Below are 16961 nucleotides of genomic sequence, written 5' to 3' on the forward strand. Positions count from 1 at the left end.
CCCGAGTATTCGACGGGAGCCGCAAAAGCGCCTCGTTCGAGGAATCGCTCGTCAGAAGCCCGCGTCCCGGAGTCGCCGCGTGACGCTCGCAACCGTTGGCAGCCGCTGTTGGAGGCGCGCCAGCGCGAACATCCCGCGAGCGTACCACGCGGTCGGCACCCCCGGCGGGACGTCGAGCGGTCCGGTTCGGGAGGTGGCGATCGTCCGGGACTCGAGGTAGCGCTTGATTCCCTCGGGGCCGTGCCGGCGGCCGAGCCCGGAGTCGCCGAAGCCGCCCATCGGCGCGTCGACGGCCGCCCAGCCGGAGACGTAGGCGTCGTTGACACAGACGGTTCCACAGTCGATCTCGCGGGCGACGGCGACGCCGCGCTCGCGGTCGCCGGTCCAGACGCTCGCGTTCAGGCCGTACTCGGAGTCGTTGGCTCGCTCGATCGCGGTCGCAACGTTCGGGACCGACTCGACCGACACGACCGGGCCGAACGTCTCCTCACAGGCGGCCGTCGCCTCGGGCTCGAGGTCCGTCAGGATCGTCGGTTCGTAACAGAACGGCCCCACGTCGGGGCGGCGTTCGCCGCCGGTAAGCACCGTCGCACCGCGCTCGCGCGCGTCCTCGACGTGACGCTCGACACGCTCGAGTTGGTCGCCGTCGATCAGCGAGCCCACGTCGTCCTCGTAGTCGAAGCCGGTTCCGAGGGTCAGGTCCCGCGTCGCCGCGACGAAGGCCTCGACGAACTCGTCGTGGATCGAGTCGGCGACGTAGACCCGCTCGGCCGCGAGACACAGCTGGCCGGCATTCGAGAAACAGGCCTGGACTGCGCCGCGGGCGGCCTCCTCGATGTCGGCGTCGTCGAGGACGAGCAAGGGGTTCTTGCCGCCGAGTTCCAGCGAGCAGCCGATCAGGTTGCGGCCCGCCTGTTCCGCGACGAGCCGGCCCGTCTCGGTACTCCCGGTAAAGGAAATGTAGTCGACGCGGTCGATCAGCGCCGGCCCGACGGTCGCGCCGCGGCCGGTAACGATCTCGAAACAGCCGTCCGGAAGCCCGGCTCGCTCGAGCAGGTCCGCCAGTGCCAGCGCGGTGTACGGCGTCTTCTCGTCGGGTTTGAGGACGACGCTGTTGCCCGCGATGAGCGCGGGGAGGACGTCGGTCAGCGAGAGCGTGAGCGGGTAGTTCCACGGGGAGATCGCGCCGACGACGCCGACCGGCTCGTAGGTCACGCGGGCGGTCGTCGCCGGCGGGATCGCACCGCGTCGTCGCTCCTCGCGAAACGCCGCGTCCCCGCGATCGGCGTAGTACGAACACGTCAGCGCCACGTCGACGACTTCCTCGACGGCGTGGCGGCGGGATTTACCGGTCTCGAGTTGCAGGATATCGAGCAGCTCCGCCCGGTGGTTCAGCACGAGGTCGCCGAACCGGGCGACGATCTCGCGGCGTTCGTCCATCGCCGTTTCGGCCCACGACGATTGGGCCGCTCGAGCGCGGTCGACGGCCCGCTCGACGTCGGAGCCGTCGCAGTCCGGAACCGCACCGACTGCGGTGTCCGTCGCCGGCGCTCGTACCTCGATCGTCTCGCTGCCGTCGGCGTCGACTCGATCGGCCAGCGCCGCGAGTCGACTCGCGGAGATGCCCGTCGCCGCGAGGACGTTCGCTCGGGATTCGGTCTCGAGTGACATGTGTACTCATCTCGTCTGTGCCTGCACCCATACGCCTTTGTGTCGCGGAGGGTCTCGATCGGTCTCGGCCGCCGAAGCGGTTCCCGTGTCCCGTTTCGCTATAGTAGCCACTGACAGTCATTGCACACCTGACTGCACGACAGCGTTGCGATCAGTGTGTGAATCGTTTCAGTGGCTACTATAGCGGAGGCCCGGCCGACCGGAACGCGATCGGCCGTCCGGACCTACGGCCGGAATCACGGCTTCGCCGTCTGGACCCGCGAACTGCTCGACGACCGGGTGGCGGACCGCGACGCGGACCGGACGACGGGCGGCTGCATTCCTGCGACCGCGTCCTGCGGTCGCTCGAGTCGGCGAGTCACGCGTCGCAACGAGTACGCAAATTTAAGTGCGCGTCCCGCATTGAACCTGTTAGCAATGGCCATAGATCCGCAGTTCAATGAGAACCGCGAACAGGTCGACGAACACGAGGGCCACGCGGTCTGGGGCCCGGTCGAGGAGCCGGAGGAACTCGGCATCCACGGCACCCACGTGGCGGTCGATTTCGACATCTGCATCGCCGACGGGGCCTGCGTCGAGGACTGCCCGGTCGACGTCTTCGAGTGGATCGACACGCCGGGGCATCCGGAAAGCGAGGAGAAAGCCGACCCGGCCAACGAGGCACAGTGTATCGATTGCATGCTCTGTGTCGACGTCTGTCCGGTCGACGCCATCGACGTCGACGCCGGACGAACGGCCTGATTACTCGGCGCGGTCGACGTCGACCTTCTCTTTGAGGCTCTCGAGCCCGTCGGCTTCGGCGAGTTCCTGGAGGCGCTCGCGGAAGTGTTCCTCACAGAGGCCGACTTTGAGTCCATCGGACTCGGCTGCGAAGGCGGCCTCGCGGTCGCAGTAGTGGCAGTTCATACTCACGCGTTGGGACCACGTCGCATTGAACCCTCCGCTAGCGGCCAACGTTTGGATCAATCGACTCTCAACTCGAGTCGCTCGAAGGCGTCTCGCGAGAGGCCCGCGACGCCGATTCGGTCGTCGTGGGCGTCGCTGCCGCCGGTGACCAGCAGATCGTGGCGCTCGATCGCCCGTTCGACGGGGGCGCGGTCGACGTCGCGGCCGTACGGATATCGCAACTCGACGGCGTCGAGATCGGCCGCCAGCGCGAGCGCGCTCTCGGGGTCGCGATACCGCAACGGGTGGGCGAGCGAGACGAGCCGACACGACTCGGCCAGTGCCGCCCGCCCGCGCTCGAACGACGGTACGTCCCGGGGCACGTAACACGGACAATCCGAGCCGATGAGGTGGTCGAACGCGCCCTGGTAGTCGTACTCGGCGTCGGGATGGGCCTCGATCGCCCGCGCGATGTGGGGTCGTCCGAACCCGCCGTCGACCGTCACGTCCAGTTCGATCCCCAGCCGGGATTCCACGCAGTCGACGATCGCCCGGCCGCGCTCGATGCGGTTCTCCTGAATCGTCTCGAGGATCGCCTCGAGGTCGCCGCTCGGCTCGAGGCCGTAGCCCAGCAGGTCGAGCCGCTGGCCGCCCGGCGTCTCGACGCGAAGCTCGATCCCGTGGATGAGCGTCACGCCGTCGCGTTCGACGACCGGGCCGGCGAACGGCTGGACCCGGTCGTGATCGGTCACCGCGACCACCTCGACGCCGCCGCGGCGCGCGGCCTCGGGCACCGCCTCGAGATCGAGGCTCCCGTCCGACCGCGTCGTGTGAACGTGTAAGTCCGCGTGAGGCATACGCTATCCGAACCGGGCCGCTCCTAAAGGCGTTTCTCCGTGCCCGCGTTCGGTTTTCGAAAATCTCTAGGGGTCTACTAGGTGTTCTAGGTCTACAGTGCGACTAGGAAACATAGATGGACAATGTTTATAATCATTGTTCACGGAGGATCTGGTGTAATGCTGCTCAATGGCACCGGCGACGTCATCGACGACCACGAGTACCCCGCCACGACCGAGGAACTGATCGAGGAGTACGGGGACCGCACGCTCGAACTCCCCAACGGGACCGAGACGGTCGGCGATGTACTCGCCCGCCTCGAGTCCGAAACCTTCGAAAACTCGGAGGACGCACGCTTTGCCGTCTACTCCGCCGTCAGCGACAAGGCCGTCGGCCGCGTCGGATACAGCGACCGCGACCCGACGCCGGTCGGCAGCCCGTACGCGCCCGACGCCGTTTCCTTCTGAACCGAACTTTTTCCGCCTCGGGTTCGCTCGCGCTGCTCGCTCACCACTCGGCGCAAAAACTTCGATGAAAAAGGGCCGAGCGCTCACTTCGTTCGCGCTCGGTACAACTACTTGCACCTGCTACGGTCGTTGCGGGTAGAGGAACACCGTTTGCACCCGCGAGCGAACGCAGTGAGCGAGCGGGCCGACGACCGACCCGTAGGGGAGGGAGGAGTGCTTTTATACTAAATTTTGCCGAGGGCGCGGCAAGGCCGCGCCCGCAGAGTAAAATTTAGTTGAATGTGTCGATAACCGGAATGCCGACCGTCTCGAAGTCGGTCATCGACTCGAGTTTGTCGCTGACGTCCTCGAGGCCGATCGTCTCGGAGACGACTTTCTCGGGCTCGAGTTTGCCGGTCGAGACCATCCGGAAGATCTCGTCGTAGCGGGTCGGGGGCATCCCCAGCGAGCCGATGAACTCGATCTCCTGCATGACCATCGCGTCGGACGGCAGCGAGATCATCCCCTGTTCGTCCTGGGTCGTCAGCCCGACCTGAATGTGCTGGCCGCGGGCGTCGAGGCTCGAGACTGAGTTTTGGCTGGTCGTCGCGATACCCAGCGCGTCCATCGAGACGTGAGCGCCGCCGTCGGTGATCGCCGAGACCTCGCCGGGGACGTCGCCGACGTCGTCCGCGTTGATCGTCTCGACCGCGCCGAGGGACTCGGCTTTCTCGAGTTTCTCGTCTTTGAGGTCGACCGCGACGACGTTGGCACCGAGCGCGTCGGCGATGTGGACCGCCGAGAGGCCGACGCCGCCGCAGCCGTGGACCGAGACCCAGTCGCCGGCACCGACGTCCGCGCGGTGGGCCAGCGCGTGGAACGAGGTCATGAACCGGCAGCCGAGGCCGGCCATATCGACCGACGAGACGCCGTCGGGGAGTTCCACGAGGTTGTGGTCGGCGACGGGGACGTGGACCTGTTCGGCGAACGCACCCTGTGCCTGCTCGATGAACCCAAGCGGCATCACGTTCTCGCAGATGTTCGAGCGGCCGCGCTGGCACCGCGGACAGGTCCCGTCGCCGAGGTTGAACGGGACGGCGACGTGATCGCCTTCCGCGACGTTTTCCACCTCGTCGCCGACGGCGACGACGTGGCCGGCCGGCTCGTGGCCGAGGATCTGGCCGGGCTGGGTCTCGAGGCCGAGCCAGCCCCAGTCGCCCTGCCAGCCGTGCCAGTCGCTCCGACAGACCCCGCATGCTTCGAGTTCGACGACGGCCCCGGTCGGTGCCGGCTCCGGCGCGTCGACGTCTTCGATCGAGAGCGGTTCGCCGTGTTCTTCGAGGACTGCTGCGCGCATGGCTGTGGCTATCGTTGCCAGTGGTCAAATACACCCGACCCCGTCTCAGAACCTGATAATTCACGCAGCCGAACGGTCGGCGGCCGCGCTCAGTCCAGAAAGTCGATCGCGTCGGCCAGCTCGAGCGGGACCGCGCCCTTGCGATAGCCCTCGACGTGGCCGTTCGGACGGGTGCGGTAGACGACCGCGGGGCGGTGGCGTACGTCGGGTTGTTCGCCCCGAACGGCGGCCCACGCGTCGTCGCGAAAGCTCGAGCAGTCGACGAAAAGGGTCGCGCCGCCGCCGTGTTCCGCGAGTTGGCCGTTGGTCTTGGTCTCGGCGGTATCGCGGACGGCGGCCACGGGGCCGGCCGCGGCGCGGTTGATCGGCGGCTGGGGCCGCGTGACCTCCACGAGGACGTTCGTCTCGGCGTCTTCCGCCCGGAAGTCAAGCGAGTGGCCGGTCGTGACCTCGATCTCCGGGACCACGTCGTAGCCGGCCTCGGTGAGGATCTTCGCGGCGATGAACTCGGCCATCGCGGCGCTCATCCGGACGCGATCGACGTGGTCGCTGGTGCCGAGTTTACCCGACATGACGTGTCGGTACCCGTCGAGGACGCCGGTCGAGAGGAAGTCCTCGAAAAAGCGGGTCGTCTCCCGGCGGCCGGCGTCGGGGAAGCCGGCCGCATGCTCGCGGAAGAACGCGCGGGTCGACTCGCGGCCGTCCTTGGACATGAACACCGGGAGGAAGAACCACGAGAGATGGGGATACTCGGCGAGCCACGGATCTTCCTCGTGCAGCGTCGCGGTCAGTTCCCGCGTCGCCCACCGCGAGACGGGGTAGGGGATCTCGCGCCAGCCGAACTTGTCGGTCTTCCACAGCGCGGAGGGCGTTTCGGTGTTGCCCATCCAGTAGGCCTCCCCGTCGGTGCGCGCGAACAGTGCGATGTCGCCGTTTGCCATCTCGAAGCGGTGTGTCTGCCAGTCGCCGCCGATCTTGAACCACGGCGAGACTGACTGTGCGCCGATGTTCGACTGCAGCGGCTGCAGAATCTCGTTGTGAACTCGCCCGTCGCTCCACGACTGGGGCGAGTACCGAAAGCGAAGCGGCCGTGCCACGGCCGTCCCTACGGGTCGGGGTCGCATATATCGTTCGTTGCGCGTCTCGACGGCGCGCCTACGTTTCACTCGTCCGAGGGGTGTGATGGACCGTTACATTCATACCTACCACGCGTCTACTATGTACATACCTACCATGTCAATGGGTGCCTATGACGAGGACGAACACGAGCGTCGCGAACAGCAAGCCTCGAAGGTGGACACCGATTTCGACGACGAGCGGACGATCTATCACGGCGAAGTCGAGTACGACTCCGGCGACTCCGCCGAGGACCTGCTAGACACCTTCGAGCAGATCAAATCCGAGTAACGACGGTCGGTTCGCTTCTCCCTTCTTCGCCGCTGTGTCACTCGAGGACGTCCCAGCCCGGCGTCTCGGGCGCGCCCCGATCGGTCTCGACGGCGTCGGCGACGGCCGGTGACGGTACCGTGCCGTCGGCGTCCCGAAAGCGGCGCTGCCAGTCGCGGATCACCGGCCCGACCCACGAGGACCGCTCGTTGTCCCCCTCGAAACTCGCGTCGTCGTCCGCATTGCCGAGCATGCGCTCTCTGGCTCGCTCGTAATGGTGGTCGGAGATGGCCAGCGTTCCGGGGCTCGAGGCGGCTGCGATCGCGACGGGTTCGGTCCGATCGTCCCGCGTCAGTTCGCCCGCCGCAGCCCGGTCGACGATCCCCTCGAGTTCGGCGGGCTGGGGGTGACAGAACAGTTTCGCGCCGATCGCCTGCGAGCCCAGCAACAGCCCCTTGGGATCGTCGTGGTCGGCATCGAGCAAGCGTTCGCCCCCGACGGTCGCCTCGACGCGTTCGCACTCGGTCGTCCCCTTGAGCGCGAGATTGTGTTCGGGATACGCGCCGCACTCGTCGGGAAAGCGCTCGTCCCCGTGGATCCGACACTGCAGCGTCGTCGGATCGAGGAAGACGCAAGTCGGGAGCCAGACCGGCTCCGCGAGCCCGAACGGGGCGACGGGCTTTGGCGGCTTCCGGAGGCCGACGAAGAAGGCCGGCCGGCCCGCGACGGCGGCGAGGGTGTGGCCGTCCACGTCGACGCCGTCGTCCTCCTCTCGAGCCGCCCAGAACCGCGGCGTCAGGACCTCGCCCATCCCCGCCTCGAGGAACCCGCGCACCTCGTCGCGGGTCAGCGCCACGAAGTTGGTGTCGTCGTCGAGGGGCTCTCGAGACGGTCGTTCGCCCTCGCCGCCGGTGAACGGGTCGTCCCGCTGCCGGTGTCGGTGATCGGTTTCGCCGCCCTCGCCGTCGTCCTGAGGCGCGGATCCGTGTTCCTCGAGCAGCGATCGCCAGTCCATGCAACAGCCGGCACAGCCCTCACAGTTCACCTCCATGTTCGATCGTATGCTACCAGGACGCATAACCGCTGTGCGGGCCCCTGCGGACGGCCTCCGGTTCGGACGACGGCCTTCGGGCGAACGGTTTTCATCGTCGGGCACCGACGACCGTGTATGTCGAAGGACTCCTGTGACGGCTGTGGTCGCACCGTCACCGTCTCGGGCGGGATCGCCAACATCTGGTCGTTCGGGACCGACGCCGGCACCGTCGGAACCGCGATAACGCTCGAACTCGATGACGGGGGGTCGTACCTGCTGTGTTATCCGTGTCTCGAGGCGTTGCCCGATTATCCGACCGACGCGGACATCGATCAGCTGGAGCAGGTCGACGAGGAAACCTCGCGAGTCGGATCGCCGTAGGCCGCGGTCGGCAGTGTCGTGCCGTGGTCGCTACTGCTTCTGGTCCGTCGGCGCAAAAAATACGGAGTCGGCGGCCTCGAGAGACGGGTCGGTCCACCGCATCGCTCGAGCGCGAGTACGGCCGGGCCGGTCGGACCGCCGCGGTCCTCGCGGCCGGAAGCGGAAGGGGTGGGATTCGAACGCCACGAGGCGAAATGCCGCCGCGGTCCCGGATGGTACCGCGGTACTCTACCGCTGAGCGACCCTTCCGTACCTGAATCGGAGGACGGAGTCCGTATTTGTAATCGGTCGGTTACCGGCCCGGTTGTGGACAGCCGTCGACGGTAGGCGGCTGCTACCGGCCGGTAGACGGTAGTTTCGGCCTCGAGCGCCGGTCGCCGTCGATCGACCGCTGGCTCTCGTCGACCGGTCGTTCGTCAGCGGGCGCGACGCTCCGTAGCCTTTAGGACGTGGCCGCGCCCTGCATCGAACGGTGAATCCCGAGCGGATCTTCGAGGAGTTCCCCGCGCCGAGTTACCGCGGGACGCAGGAACAGGCCCTCCGCGACGTTCGCGACGCCTTCGCGGCCGGCAACGACGTCGTCCTCGTGCGCGCGCCGACCGGGAGCGGCAAGTCCCTGCTGGCCCGCGCCGTCGCCGGCTGTGCGCGCCGTGCCGGCGCGGGCGATCCCAGCGACGCCACCGGTGCCTACTACACGACGCCGCAGGTCTCCCAACTCGACGACGTGGCCGCCGACGATCTGCTGGCGGATCTCAACGTCATCCGCGGGAAGTCCAACTACACCTGTATTCTGCCCGAGGAGCGGGACACGCCGGTCAATCAGGCCCCCTGCGTGCGAGAGCGGGGGTACGACTGCTCGGTCAAGCACCGGTGTCCGTACTTCTCCGACCGGGCGATCGCCTCGAACCGCGAGATCGCGGCGATGACGCTCGCCTATTTCATGCAAACTGCCGGCAGCGACGTCTTCCGCAAGCGCGACGTCGTGGTCGTCGACGAAGCCCACGGCCTCGCCGAGTGGGCCGAAATGTACGCGACGATCCAGCTTGGCCCCCGGACAGTGCCGTTCTGGGACGACCTGCGGGTCCCCGACATCGACTCGATCGAGCGCGCCGTCCGCTATGCCGAGAGCCTCGCAGGGACCTGCGAACGCCGGAAAGACGACCTGCTCGCTCAGGACTCGCTGTCCCCCGCCGAGGTGCGCGAACGCGACCGCTTGCAGGAACTCATCGGCGACCTCGAGTGGTTCGTCTCCGACTTCCGCGACCCCCAGAGCCCGACGACGTGGCTGGTCGACCAGTCCGACCCGCGTTCCAGCGGGCGAGACGGCGGCGACGGGGACGACCCGCAGGGCGGCCCCTTGACGATCAAACCGATGAGTCCCGAGAAGTACCTCCAGCACACCGTCTGGGACCGGGGCAACAAGTTCGCCCTGCTGTCGGCGACCATCCTGAACAAGGACGCCTTCTGCCGGCAGGTCGGCCTCGAGCCCGACCGGGTAGCGCTGGTCGACGTCGACCACACCTTCCCCGTCGAGAACCGCCCACTGTACGACGTGACCCAGGGGAAGATGACCTACGACGAGCGCGACGAAACGACGCCGAAGATCGCCCGGACGATCGTCCGGCTCATGCAGCACCATCCCGACGAGAAGGGACTGATCCACGCCCACTCCTACGACATCCAGGACCGACTCGCCGACCTGCTTTCGGACTTCGGCGTCGGCGACCGGGTCCGCACCCACGACCGGGACGGCCGCGACGCCGCCCTCGACGCGTGGAAAGCGAGCGACGACCCCGACGTCTTCCTCTCGGTGAAGATGGAGGAAGCGCTGGATCTGAAAGGCGACCTCTGTCGCTGGCAGGTCATCTGCAAAGCGCCGTTCCTCAACACCGGCGACTCGAGGGTCGCACACCGCTTAGAGGAGGGCCAGTGGGCGTGGTACTACCGGACGACGCTCCGGACGGTCATCCAGGCCTGCGGCCGGGTCGTCCGCGCCCCCGACGACTACGGCGCGACGTATCTGGCCGACTCGAGCCTGCTCGATTGCTTCGAGCGGGCTCGGACGGACATGCCCGACTGGTTCGCAGCACAGGTCGACCGGATGAAACGGCCGGAGCTACCGTCGTTTGAGCCTCGAGCTGCGCTTGCGGGGACGGACGCGGGCGGTCGCTCCGGCCGCGGGTCCCGAACGCGTTCGCGCGGGGCGAACGCCGACGGGAGCGGCGGATCCGGGCGGTCACCATCGCGCTCGAGCGGATCGCGACGGTCCTCGGGCTCGAGCCCGCTGGCGGACGTCTGGGACACCGACGAGTAGTACGGGCTAGAAGATGGCCGTCGCGCCCCAGGCGACCATCGAGGTCACCATCAGCAGCGCGAAGACGACGGCGATGAGCTGATTCTTGTCCATACAGCGACGCAGTCCCTGCTCGAGTATCAATGCCACGACACCCCGTGGCCGGCGACCGTTTCCGGTCGGCCCTACTCGAACCGAGCATCGACGACGACGTGTGTAACACCCGCACTGTGGCTCTTGACCCGTCGTTTCTCGAGAATCTCGAGATCGCGTCCGGCCGCGTCGGCGGCCGCCTCGAGGCGTTCTCTCGGCCGCTCCCACAGTAGCGATTCGGGCGTCGCCTCGTGGTAGTGAACGACGCCGCCAGGGACCAGTGCCGCGAGGGCATCCTCGAGGAAGTCGTGGGCCTCGTCGCTGCGCGTGCCGTGATCCGCGGTTCCGTCTTCACCGCCATCGGCGTGCCCGTAGTAGCCCATGACGACCCGGTCGGCTTCGATCTCGCTCGCGAGGTCGCGACAGTCGGTCATGTAGGCGTCGACCCGGTCGTCGACGTCGTTGAGGACGGCGTTCTCGAGCAGGTAGCGGAAGGCGGTCGGGTTGATCTCGGTCGCGGTCACCCGCGCGCCGGCCCGGGCCATCGGGAGGGTGAAGTAGCCGATGCCGGCGAACATGTCGAAGACGCGTTCGTCGCTACTCCCACGTTCTCCCATCCGGACCCGCTCGGCCTGGTTGCCGGGCGAGAACATCACTTTCGCGGGGTCGAGCCCGTACTGCGTCCCGTGTTCGGTGTGGATCGTTTCCGTGTTCGCGTCGCCGGCGAGCAGCCGTGTTCGGGGCTCGCGGTGGGCGCCGGCCGCACCGTCGTTTGCGATCCCTTCGTCGGCCAGCACGCTGTCGGCCTCGCCGTGGAGTTCGAGCAGCGCCTCGCCCAGTTCCCGCTCGTCGGGGCAGCCCTCGGGCACCGTCACGAGAATCACCGAGCCGATCACCGCCCACGATCCCGGCACCGACTCGAGGTCGCGCTCGCTCCAGCCCCGGTCGGCGAGCAGGTCCTCGAGATCGGGGCTCCGGGATTCGGGCTCGAGTTGTCGGACGACCTCGAGGACGTCGGTCTCGGTCGGCGGCTCGGTGATCGGGAGCGCGACCCTGTCGGGGCCGTCTTCCCGGACGCGCCGCGTTTCGTCGTAGACTCCCTCCGCACGGAGCGACTCGGCGGCCGTCTCGGCGCGGGGTTTTGTGACCACGGCGGCAAGCGGGCCGTCGGCCGTCGCCCGCTCTAAGACCTCGTCGGCCGCCGGCTCGAGGTCGGCGTCCTCGTCAGTCATCGTCCTCGGGCAGGATGTGCAGGCCGGCACGGCTCTTCAGCACGGGGACGGTCTCGGCGTCGGGATCGAAGTAGTCCGGCCGAGCGACCGTCGTGGCCCGGAACGTCTCGGGATCGAGGACCTGCACGGCGTTGTCGTCCTCGACGGTGACGACCGTCGCTTCTGTCGCGTCCTCGAGGTCGCCCAGTTTCCGTGCGTCGGGGGAGTTGCCCTCCTCGTAGCCGGCCTCGTAGCGCTCGCCGGTCGTCACGCGGACGCCCTTGAGGTTGCCCCGGGCGCTGCGGACGAGGACGGGGCCGCCATCGTCGTCGGCGAGATCGATCACGTTGCCGGGCCTGTAGGGCGGCAGGCGGACGGCGAAGGTGACCCGGTAGACCTCGTTGCCGTCCTCGTCCTCCGTGACGAGGGTTTCGGCGTCGTTGACGGTGCCGCCGAACTCCTCGATCATCTTGTTCGAGATCTTCTTCCCGATCTTGTTGGTCGAGACCTTGATGTTCAGGCCGTCGTCTACCTCGCCGATCTCGGTGACGAAGGCGTTGCGGTCGCCCGTGGCCTCCATGTCGGCGACGATTCCGTTCGCGATCTCCTTTGCCCGTTCGATCTCCTCGGTCGTCGGGGTCCGGTCCTCGGCGCGGATCTGGACGATGCTGGCGTAGTAGTCGCCGGCGATCCGTCCACAGCGGGTACAGGTCTGGCGGGCGATCTTGACCGGCACGGTCACCTCCTCCTCGACCGGCGTCTCGCGGACGACGCCGGTGAAAAACGAGTGCATCCGGATCGTGTTCTGATCGACCTGCTCGGGATCGATCTGCCAGGCGACATCCTCGACGTCGACGTGGACGCCAAGTGCCTCGCTGACCTCCTCGATGGCGATGTCCGTGTAGTCCTGTGCGCCGACGTCGACCCATCGGTTCCCCCGGTAGACCGCGCCACATTGGGCACAGACCCGGACGTCGATCCGGTCCGGCGCATCGACGAAGTCGAAGTCCTCGAAGTAACAGGAATCGCAGAGTTCGACCTCGGCACCGGGGCGCAACGGATCGTTCGCGTCGGTGGTCGACCGCTCGGGGACCGGATCCCCACACCGGGGACAGAACGCGCGCGACTCACTCATTGGCCCCGTTTGGGACCTCGCGGAGTTAAGCGGCCCGTCTCCGCTCGAGAGCCGTCCGATCGGCCCCCGTCGCTTCCGGTCTACGACCGGGACGGTTCCGTGACCCTCGCACCGCTCTACGCGGAACGGGGGGAGAGTAGCAAAACGTCAGACAACCGTCACACTACAGCCGGTACGGTCGCGTCAGACGTGACTCCGTCACAGGGTCTCCATGCGAAACGAAGGGGTTCGATCGACCGACTCGAGACGTATCAACTACGATTACAATACCGCCGGCGGTCACGACGCGGAGCCGTCGCCGGTCACTGCGTCCCGTCGCTTACCGCGTCGCGTTCGGCTTCGATACGCTCGACGTATGCGTCGGTGACGGCGTCGAAAATCGCCTCGCCGGCGTCGGCCGTGGCCTCGCTGGGATCTCCCAGAACGCCGTTCTCCGTGATCGATTCGAACCCCTCGCTGAGCAGTCGCGCCGTTGAGAACGATCCCTCCGGACCCGTCTCGAGGCGGTCCGTCCGGACGAGCCCCTCCTCGATCGCGAGGATCATGGCCGTCTCGGCGGCACCGGCGTGGATAACATCCTGTTGATACTCGAGGCCGGCCTCCCGAAGACCCTCGTTCAGCAGTTCCATGTGATCGTCGAGGTCCGCGAGGGCGATCACGGAGGCATCGATCTCGCGAGCGATTTCGGGCGCGACCGTCGAGACCGGCGCGAAGTTCCCGCCGTGGGTCGGGACGAGGACGACGTGGTCGAACCCGTGATCGTCCAGCGAGCGACAGTAGGCGCGGATCACGTCCATCAGCGTCTCCGGCGGCATCGTGATCGTCCCCGGAAACTCCATGTGGTGGCCCGAGCAGCCGGGGCGGATCGTCGGGGCAGCCAGCGCGTCGCCGAGTTCCGTGGCGATTCGGCGTGCGAGTTCGTCGCCATCGAGCGTGTCCATGTTCAGCGGCAGGTGCGGTCCGTGTTGCTCGATCGACCCGACCGCGACGATCGCCGTCCGCGTTCCGTTCTCGAGTGCCGTTTCGACTTCCGTCCACGTACACTCCTCGAGGCGTACCGACTGTGGGGAGGGCATTGCTGTTTCGTCGAAACGCGTCGACCAAAATATACGTTTTCACGGACTGGTCCGACGGCTCCACCCCTCGACGGGCCGGTGCGTTTCTCGGCCCGATGGTCAAGGTACTTATTTCGGCCCAGCCCGTTGCTCTAGGCATGAACTGGCAGGCGGACTGGGGATTGCGACTTCGGATGTTCGTGACGATGTTTCTGCTATTTGCGCTGTATATCGTCTTCGCGGCCGTGATCACCGCCTACGTCGGCGGCGGATTGCTGGTCTTCGGGCTGTTCTTCGGCGGCTTCTCGCTCGTACAGTACTACTTCAGCGACACGCTGACGCTGAAGAGTATGGGCGCGAAGACGGTCTCGGCCGACGAGTACCCGCAACTGCACGCCTCGATCGAACGGCTCTCCCAGCAGGCCGACCTCCCGAAACCGAAGGTGGCAGTGGTCGACTCGAACACGCCAAACGCCTTCGCGACCGGCCGCAATCAGAAAAACGCAGCCGTCTGCGTGACGACGGGCATCCTGAACACGCTCGAGCAGGACGAACTCGACGGCGTCCTCGCTCACGAACTCGCCCACGTCAAAAACCGCGACATGATGGTGATGACTATCGCCTCCTTCCTCTCGACGATCGCGTTCATGATGGTTCGCTGGGGGGCGTTCTTCGGCGGCGGCCACAGACGCGGCGGCGATCGCCAGGGCGGGGGCGGTATCGTCGTCGCCATCCTCGTCTCGTTGCTGGTCTGGATCATCAGCTACCTGCTGATCCGGGCGCTCTCCCGGTACCGCGAGTACGCCGCCGACCGCGGGGCCGCGGCCATCACCGGCAACCCGTCGGCGCTCGCCTCTGCACTGTTGAAGATCTCCGGCGAGATGGACAAGGTCCCGAAAGACGACCTGCGCGAGGAGGCCGAGATGAACGCGTTCTTCATCATCCCGATCAAGTCCGGCGTCGTCGGCCGACTGTTCTCGACGCATCCGCCGACCGAGAAGCGCGTCGAACAGCTCCGCGATCTCGAGCGCGAAATGCAATCGTTCTAAGGTACGGCGCCCGTCACTCGAGGTATGGGACTGCTGGACGGGCTGCGGGCTATCCTCGGCTCCCGGGCCGAGGCCGACGCCGGCCGCGACGCCGACCCCGACGACCTCTTCGGGATGAGTACCGCCTACCTCACGATGCAGGCCGATCTGGGCTACGAGTCGCTCGACGTGGGGGCGCTCTGTTTCTCCGGCGTCGACTCGGCGGCTTTCCGCGACGCCGTCGACGAGGTCGAGGCGATCCTCGAGGCCGGCCGCGAGGAGACCGGCACCGCCTTCTCGGTCACCAGTGACGACCACGGCTATCACTGGGTCGTCCTCGCGGACGACGACCCCGAGGACCTGATCACGAGCATGCACTTCGCGGCGGACACGTTCATCGAACACGGCTACGGCTCGCGGCTGCTGGCGGCTGTGTTCGCCTACGAGAATCGCGACGGACCGGCGTACTGGATCTACTCCTTCCGCCGGGGCCGCTTCTACCCCTTCGTGCCCCGGTCGGGCCGGGAACGGGACTCGAGCGCGGAGTTCACTCTCGAGTCGGCCTTGGACGGCGAACTCGAGATCGAGCGCGAGAAGGAGTACTGGTACCCGCTCTGGCCCAGCGAGGGCGGAACCCACCCCTGGGAGTAGCGGCGTCTTCGAACGGGTCGAACCCGCCGTTGCCCGACGAGGGGATCACGTCGTCGGGGTTTCCCTCGCGGATCGACCGACTTCCAAATCGTGTAGGAGTCAGTGGTATGCCTGCGCCCCGTCTAGGAGGAGGTACGCGGCAGGAAGCCACATCATCATCATCACAACTGCGCCATACACCAGTTGCAATCTTTTCCTGCCGCTCGCTCCGTTCGATGAGCGACGGCAGTGGCTCCACCCACTGTTATGACGGTTCGCTCGGTAGCCGGGGACAGTGACCGAGTGGAACCAGTTCAAGGGCGATCCGCACAACTCCGGGTGTCGGCGCGAGATCGACGGGCCCACCCGCGTGACCGAGGGCTGGACGGCCGACCTCGTCGGACCGCCGGGATCGCCGGTCTGTGACCGCGATACCGTCTACGTCGGGACGACACGGGGCAACTGCTACGCCCTCGAGCGGGCGACCGGCCGTCGGCGGTGGGTCGTCGAGACGACGGCCGCGACCGACGCCGCGCCGCTCGTGACCCGCGACCGGCTGTTTCTGGGGACCGCCGACGGCACGGTTCGCGCGCTCGACCCCGGCCGAGGCGAGGTGGAGTGGGAAGTCGACCTCGCGGACGGTCTCGAGGCCGCACTCGCGCTCGCGTCCGGCCGACTCTACGTCGGCCACGCGGACGGGCTGACCGCGCTCGAGCCCGAGACGGGGACCGAACTGTGGACCCACGAGACTGAGTCGGCCGTGGTCGGCGCGCCGGCGGTCGCCGACGGCCGCGAGGGACGGCGTCGTCGTTCGGCCCTCGAGCGGGACGATCCGTCAGCCACGGACTCGCTCGAGTCGACACCGTCCGACCCGCTCGCGGCCGACCGGACCGCCGATACCGACGGCGAATGGGCCGGGGATCGGATCTTCGCCGGGACCGCGTACGGTGCCGTCGTCGCCGTCGATGCCGAGACGGGCGAGGAGGTCTGGACTGCGCCGGCCGACGGCACGATCGAGGCGGGGCCGACCGTCGCCGACGGCCGGGTCTACGTCGCCGACGACGAGGGCACGATGGTCGCGATGGACGCCGGTACCGGCCAGTCGTGGTTCACCTACGAGATCCGCGACGCCTTCACCACGTCCGCGACCGTCCTCTCGGCCGCCGAGACCACCTTCGTCGGGGCCGCGGACGGCTACTGCCACGTCACCGACACCACCGTCGGCCGGCGGAAACTGCGGGGCTGGCTCTTCTCCCGGAAGGGGATCGAACTCGACGGCCCGATCCGGTCGTGTCCGGTCGTCGCCGGCGATGTCGTCTGCGTCGGCGACGCCAGCGGCTCGATATACGGGATCGACGTCGCCGACGACTGCGACCTCGCGTGGCACGTCGCCCTCGAGGACGGCGTGATCGGCACGCCCGCGATCGGGGACGGCCGGCTGTTCGTCGGCTGTGAGGACGCGCGCCTCCACTGCCTCGAGTGGGACGACGAACCGCGGCGCTGACCGCTGCCCGCTGACT

At 67.5% G+C, this 16961-nt stretch carries 18 protein-coding genes and 1 tRNA gene; 8 read left to right on the forward strand and 11 right to left on the reverse strand.

Features of this window, described 5'->3' with window-relative positions; translation table 11 throughout:
* Positions 1-51: 51 nt before the first annotated feature.
* Complete coding sequence (locus ACERIM_RS09330; protein ID WP_373632256.1) at positions 52-1671, reverse strand: succinic semialdehyde dehydrogenase; 1620 nt, start codon at positions 1669-1671, stop codon at positions 52-54.
* A 417-nt stretch (positions 1672-2088) separates the two neighbouring features.
* On the opposite strand from ACERIM_RS09330, the gene ACERIM_RS09335 reads away from it, so the two are divergent.
* On the forward strand, positions 2089-2412 hold the full coding sequence (locus ACERIM_RS09335; RefSeq protein WP_006648373.1) for a ferredoxin family protein: 324 nt from the start codon (positions 2089-2091) through the stop codon (positions 2410-2412).
* Here the strand turns inward: ACERIM_RS09335 and ACERIM_RS09340 are convergent, their stop codons facing one another.
* Together ACERIM_RS09340 and ACERIM_RS09345 are read right to left on the reverse strand one after the other, a co-directional pair.
* A complete protein-coding gene (locus ACERIM_RS09340) occupies positions 2413-2577 on the reverse strand; it encodes a DUF6757 family protein (RefSeq protein ID WP_006183007.1) in 165 nt (54 codons plus the stop codon).
* 56 nt (positions 2578-2633) lie between these two features.
* Positions 2634-3413 carry a PHP domain-containing protein gene (locus tag ACERIM_RS09345; protein ID WP_373632258.1) on the reverse strand — a complete coding sequence of 260 codons (780 nt, stop codon included), beginning with the start codon at positions 3411-3413 and terminating at the stop codon, positions 2634-2636.
* Between the two features lie 159 nt (positions 3414-3572).
* Here ACERIM_RS09345 and ACERIM_RS09350 point away from each other — a divergent pair, with 159 nt between their 5' ends.
* On the forward strand, positions 3573-3860 hold the full coding sequence (locus ACERIM_RS09350) for a hypothetical protein (protein ID WP_006648371.1): 288 nt from the start codon (positions 3573-3575) through the stop codon (positions 3858-3860).
* Between the two features lie 271 nt (positions 3861-4131).
* Here the strand turns inward: ACERIM_RS09350 and ACERIM_RS09355 are convergent, their stop codons facing one another.
* Complete coding sequence (locus ACERIM_RS09355; RefSeq protein WP_373632259.1) at positions 4132-5196, reverse strand: zinc-dependent alcohol dehydrogenase family protein; 1065 nt, start codon at positions 5194-5196, stop codon at positions 4132-4134.
* 89 nt (positions 5197-5285) lie between these two features.
* Entirely contained in the window at positions 5286-6293 is a 1008-nt protein-coding gene (locus ACERIM_RS09360; protein WP_373632261.1) for a DUF5784 family protein, read from the reverse strand.
* A 136-nt stretch (positions 6294-6429) separates the two neighbouring features.
* On the opposite strand from ACERIM_RS09360, the gene ACERIM_RS09365 reads away from it, so the two are divergent.
* On the forward strand, positions 6430-6603 hold the full coding sequence (locus tag ACERIM_RS09365) for a DUF5786 family protein (RefSeq protein WP_006183001.1): 174 nt from the start codon (positions 6430-6432) through the stop codon (positions 6601-6603).
* Positions 6604-6640: 37 nt separating this feature from the next.
* Here ACERIM_RS09365 and ACERIM_RS09370 read toward each other — a convergent pair whose 3' ends face one another.
* Positions 6641-7633: a YkgJ family cysteine cluster protein gene (locus ACERIM_RS09370; RefSeq protein ID WP_373632262.1), complete on the reverse strand. Its 993-nt coding sequence runs from the start codon at positions 7631-7633 to the stop codon at positions 6641-6643.
* Between the two features lie 117 nt (positions 7634-7750).
* On the opposite strand from ACERIM_RS09370, the gene ACERIM_RS09375 reads away from it, so the two are divergent.
* Complete coding sequence (locus ACERIM_RS09375) at positions 7751-7996, forward strand: hypothetical protein (RefSeq protein ID WP_049905478.1); 246 nt, start codon at positions 7751-7753, stop codon at positions 7994-7996.
* A 160-nt stretch (positions 7997-8156) separates the two neighbouring features.
* Here the strand turns inward: ACERIM_RS09375 and ACERIM_RS09380 are convergent.
* Positions 8157-8245: transfer RNA gene (locus tag ACERIM_RS09380), tRNA-Gly, on the reverse strand.
* A 223-nt stretch (positions 8246-8468) separates the two neighbouring features.
* Here ACERIM_RS09380 and ACERIM_RS09385 point away from each other — a divergent pair.
* On the forward strand, positions 8469-10310 hold the full coding sequence (locus ACERIM_RS09385; RefSeq protein ID WP_373632264.1) for a helicase C-terminal domain-containing protein: 1842 nt from the start codon (positions 8469-8471) through the stop codon (positions 10308-10310).
* A 6-nt stretch (positions 10311-10316) separates the two neighbouring features.
* Here ACERIM_RS09385 and ACERIM_RS09390 read toward each other — a convergent pair whose 3' ends face one another.
* The 4 genes from ACERIM_RS09390 to ACERIM_RS09405 all read right to left on the reverse strand — a co-directional run bounded on the left by ACERIM_RS09390 (position 10317) and on the right by ACERIM_RS09405 (position 13804).
* Positions 10317-10439 carry a hypothetical protein gene (locus ACERIM_RS09390; RefSeq protein ID WP_275040184.1) on the reverse strand — a complete coding sequence of 41 codons (123 nt, stop codon included), beginning with the start codon at positions 10437-10439 and terminating at the stop codon, positions 10317-10319.
* Positions 10440-10474: 35 nt separating this feature from the next.
* On the reverse strand, positions 10475-11614 hold the full coding sequence (locus tag ACERIM_RS09395) for a class I SAM-dependent methyltransferase family protein (protein ID WP_373632266.1): 1140 nt from the start codon (positions 11612-11614) through the stop codon (positions 10475-10477).
* Positions 11607-12728 (reverse strand): 60S ribosomal export protein NMD3, encoded by a 1122-nt coding sequence (locus ACERIM_RS09400; RefSeq protein WP_373632267.1) that lies wholly within the window; start codon positions 12726-12728, stop codon positions 11607-11609. The genes ACERIM_RS09395 and ACERIM_RS09400 overlap by 8 nt, the downstream gene beginning before the upstream one ends.
* A 302-nt stretch (positions 12729-13030) precedes the next feature.
* Positions 13031-13804, reverse strand: a complete 774-nt coding sequence (locus ACERIM_RS09405; RefSeq protein ID WP_049965338.1) for a creatininase family protein — start codon at positions 13802-13804, stop codon at positions 13031-13033.
* Positions 13805-13941: 137 nt separating this feature from the next.
* Between ACERIM_RS09405 and htpX the strand changes: the two genes are divergently transcribed.
* The 3 genes from htpX (at position 13942) to ACERIM_RS09420 (ending at position 16945) form a co-directional block, all read left to right on the forward strand.
* Positions 13942-14832, forward strand: coding sequence for a zinc metalloprotease HtpX (htpX, locus tag ACERIM_RS09410; protein ID WP_006648361.1), 891 nt, complete (start codon positions 13942-13944; stop codon positions 14830-14832).
* A gap of 24 nt (positions 14833-14856) precedes the next feature.
* Positions 14857-15462, forward strand: coding sequence for a hypothetical protein (locus ACERIM_RS09415; RefSeq protein WP_373632269.1), 606 nt, complete (start codon positions 14857-14859; stop codon positions 15460-15462).
* A 274-nt stretch (positions 15463-15736) separates the two neighbouring features.
* Positions 15737-16945 (forward strand): PQQ-binding-like beta-propeller repeat protein, encoded by a 1209-nt coding sequence (locus ACERIM_RS09420; protein WP_373632270.1) that lies wholly within the window; start codon positions 15737-15739, stop codon positions 16943-16945.
* Positions 16946-16961: the final 16 nt, after the last annotated feature.

It is taken from the genome of Natrinema sp. H-ect1, from assembly GCF_041821105.1.
GTDB lineage: Archaea > Halobacteriota > Halobacteria > Halobacteriales > Natrialbaceae > Natrinema > Natrinema thermotolerans.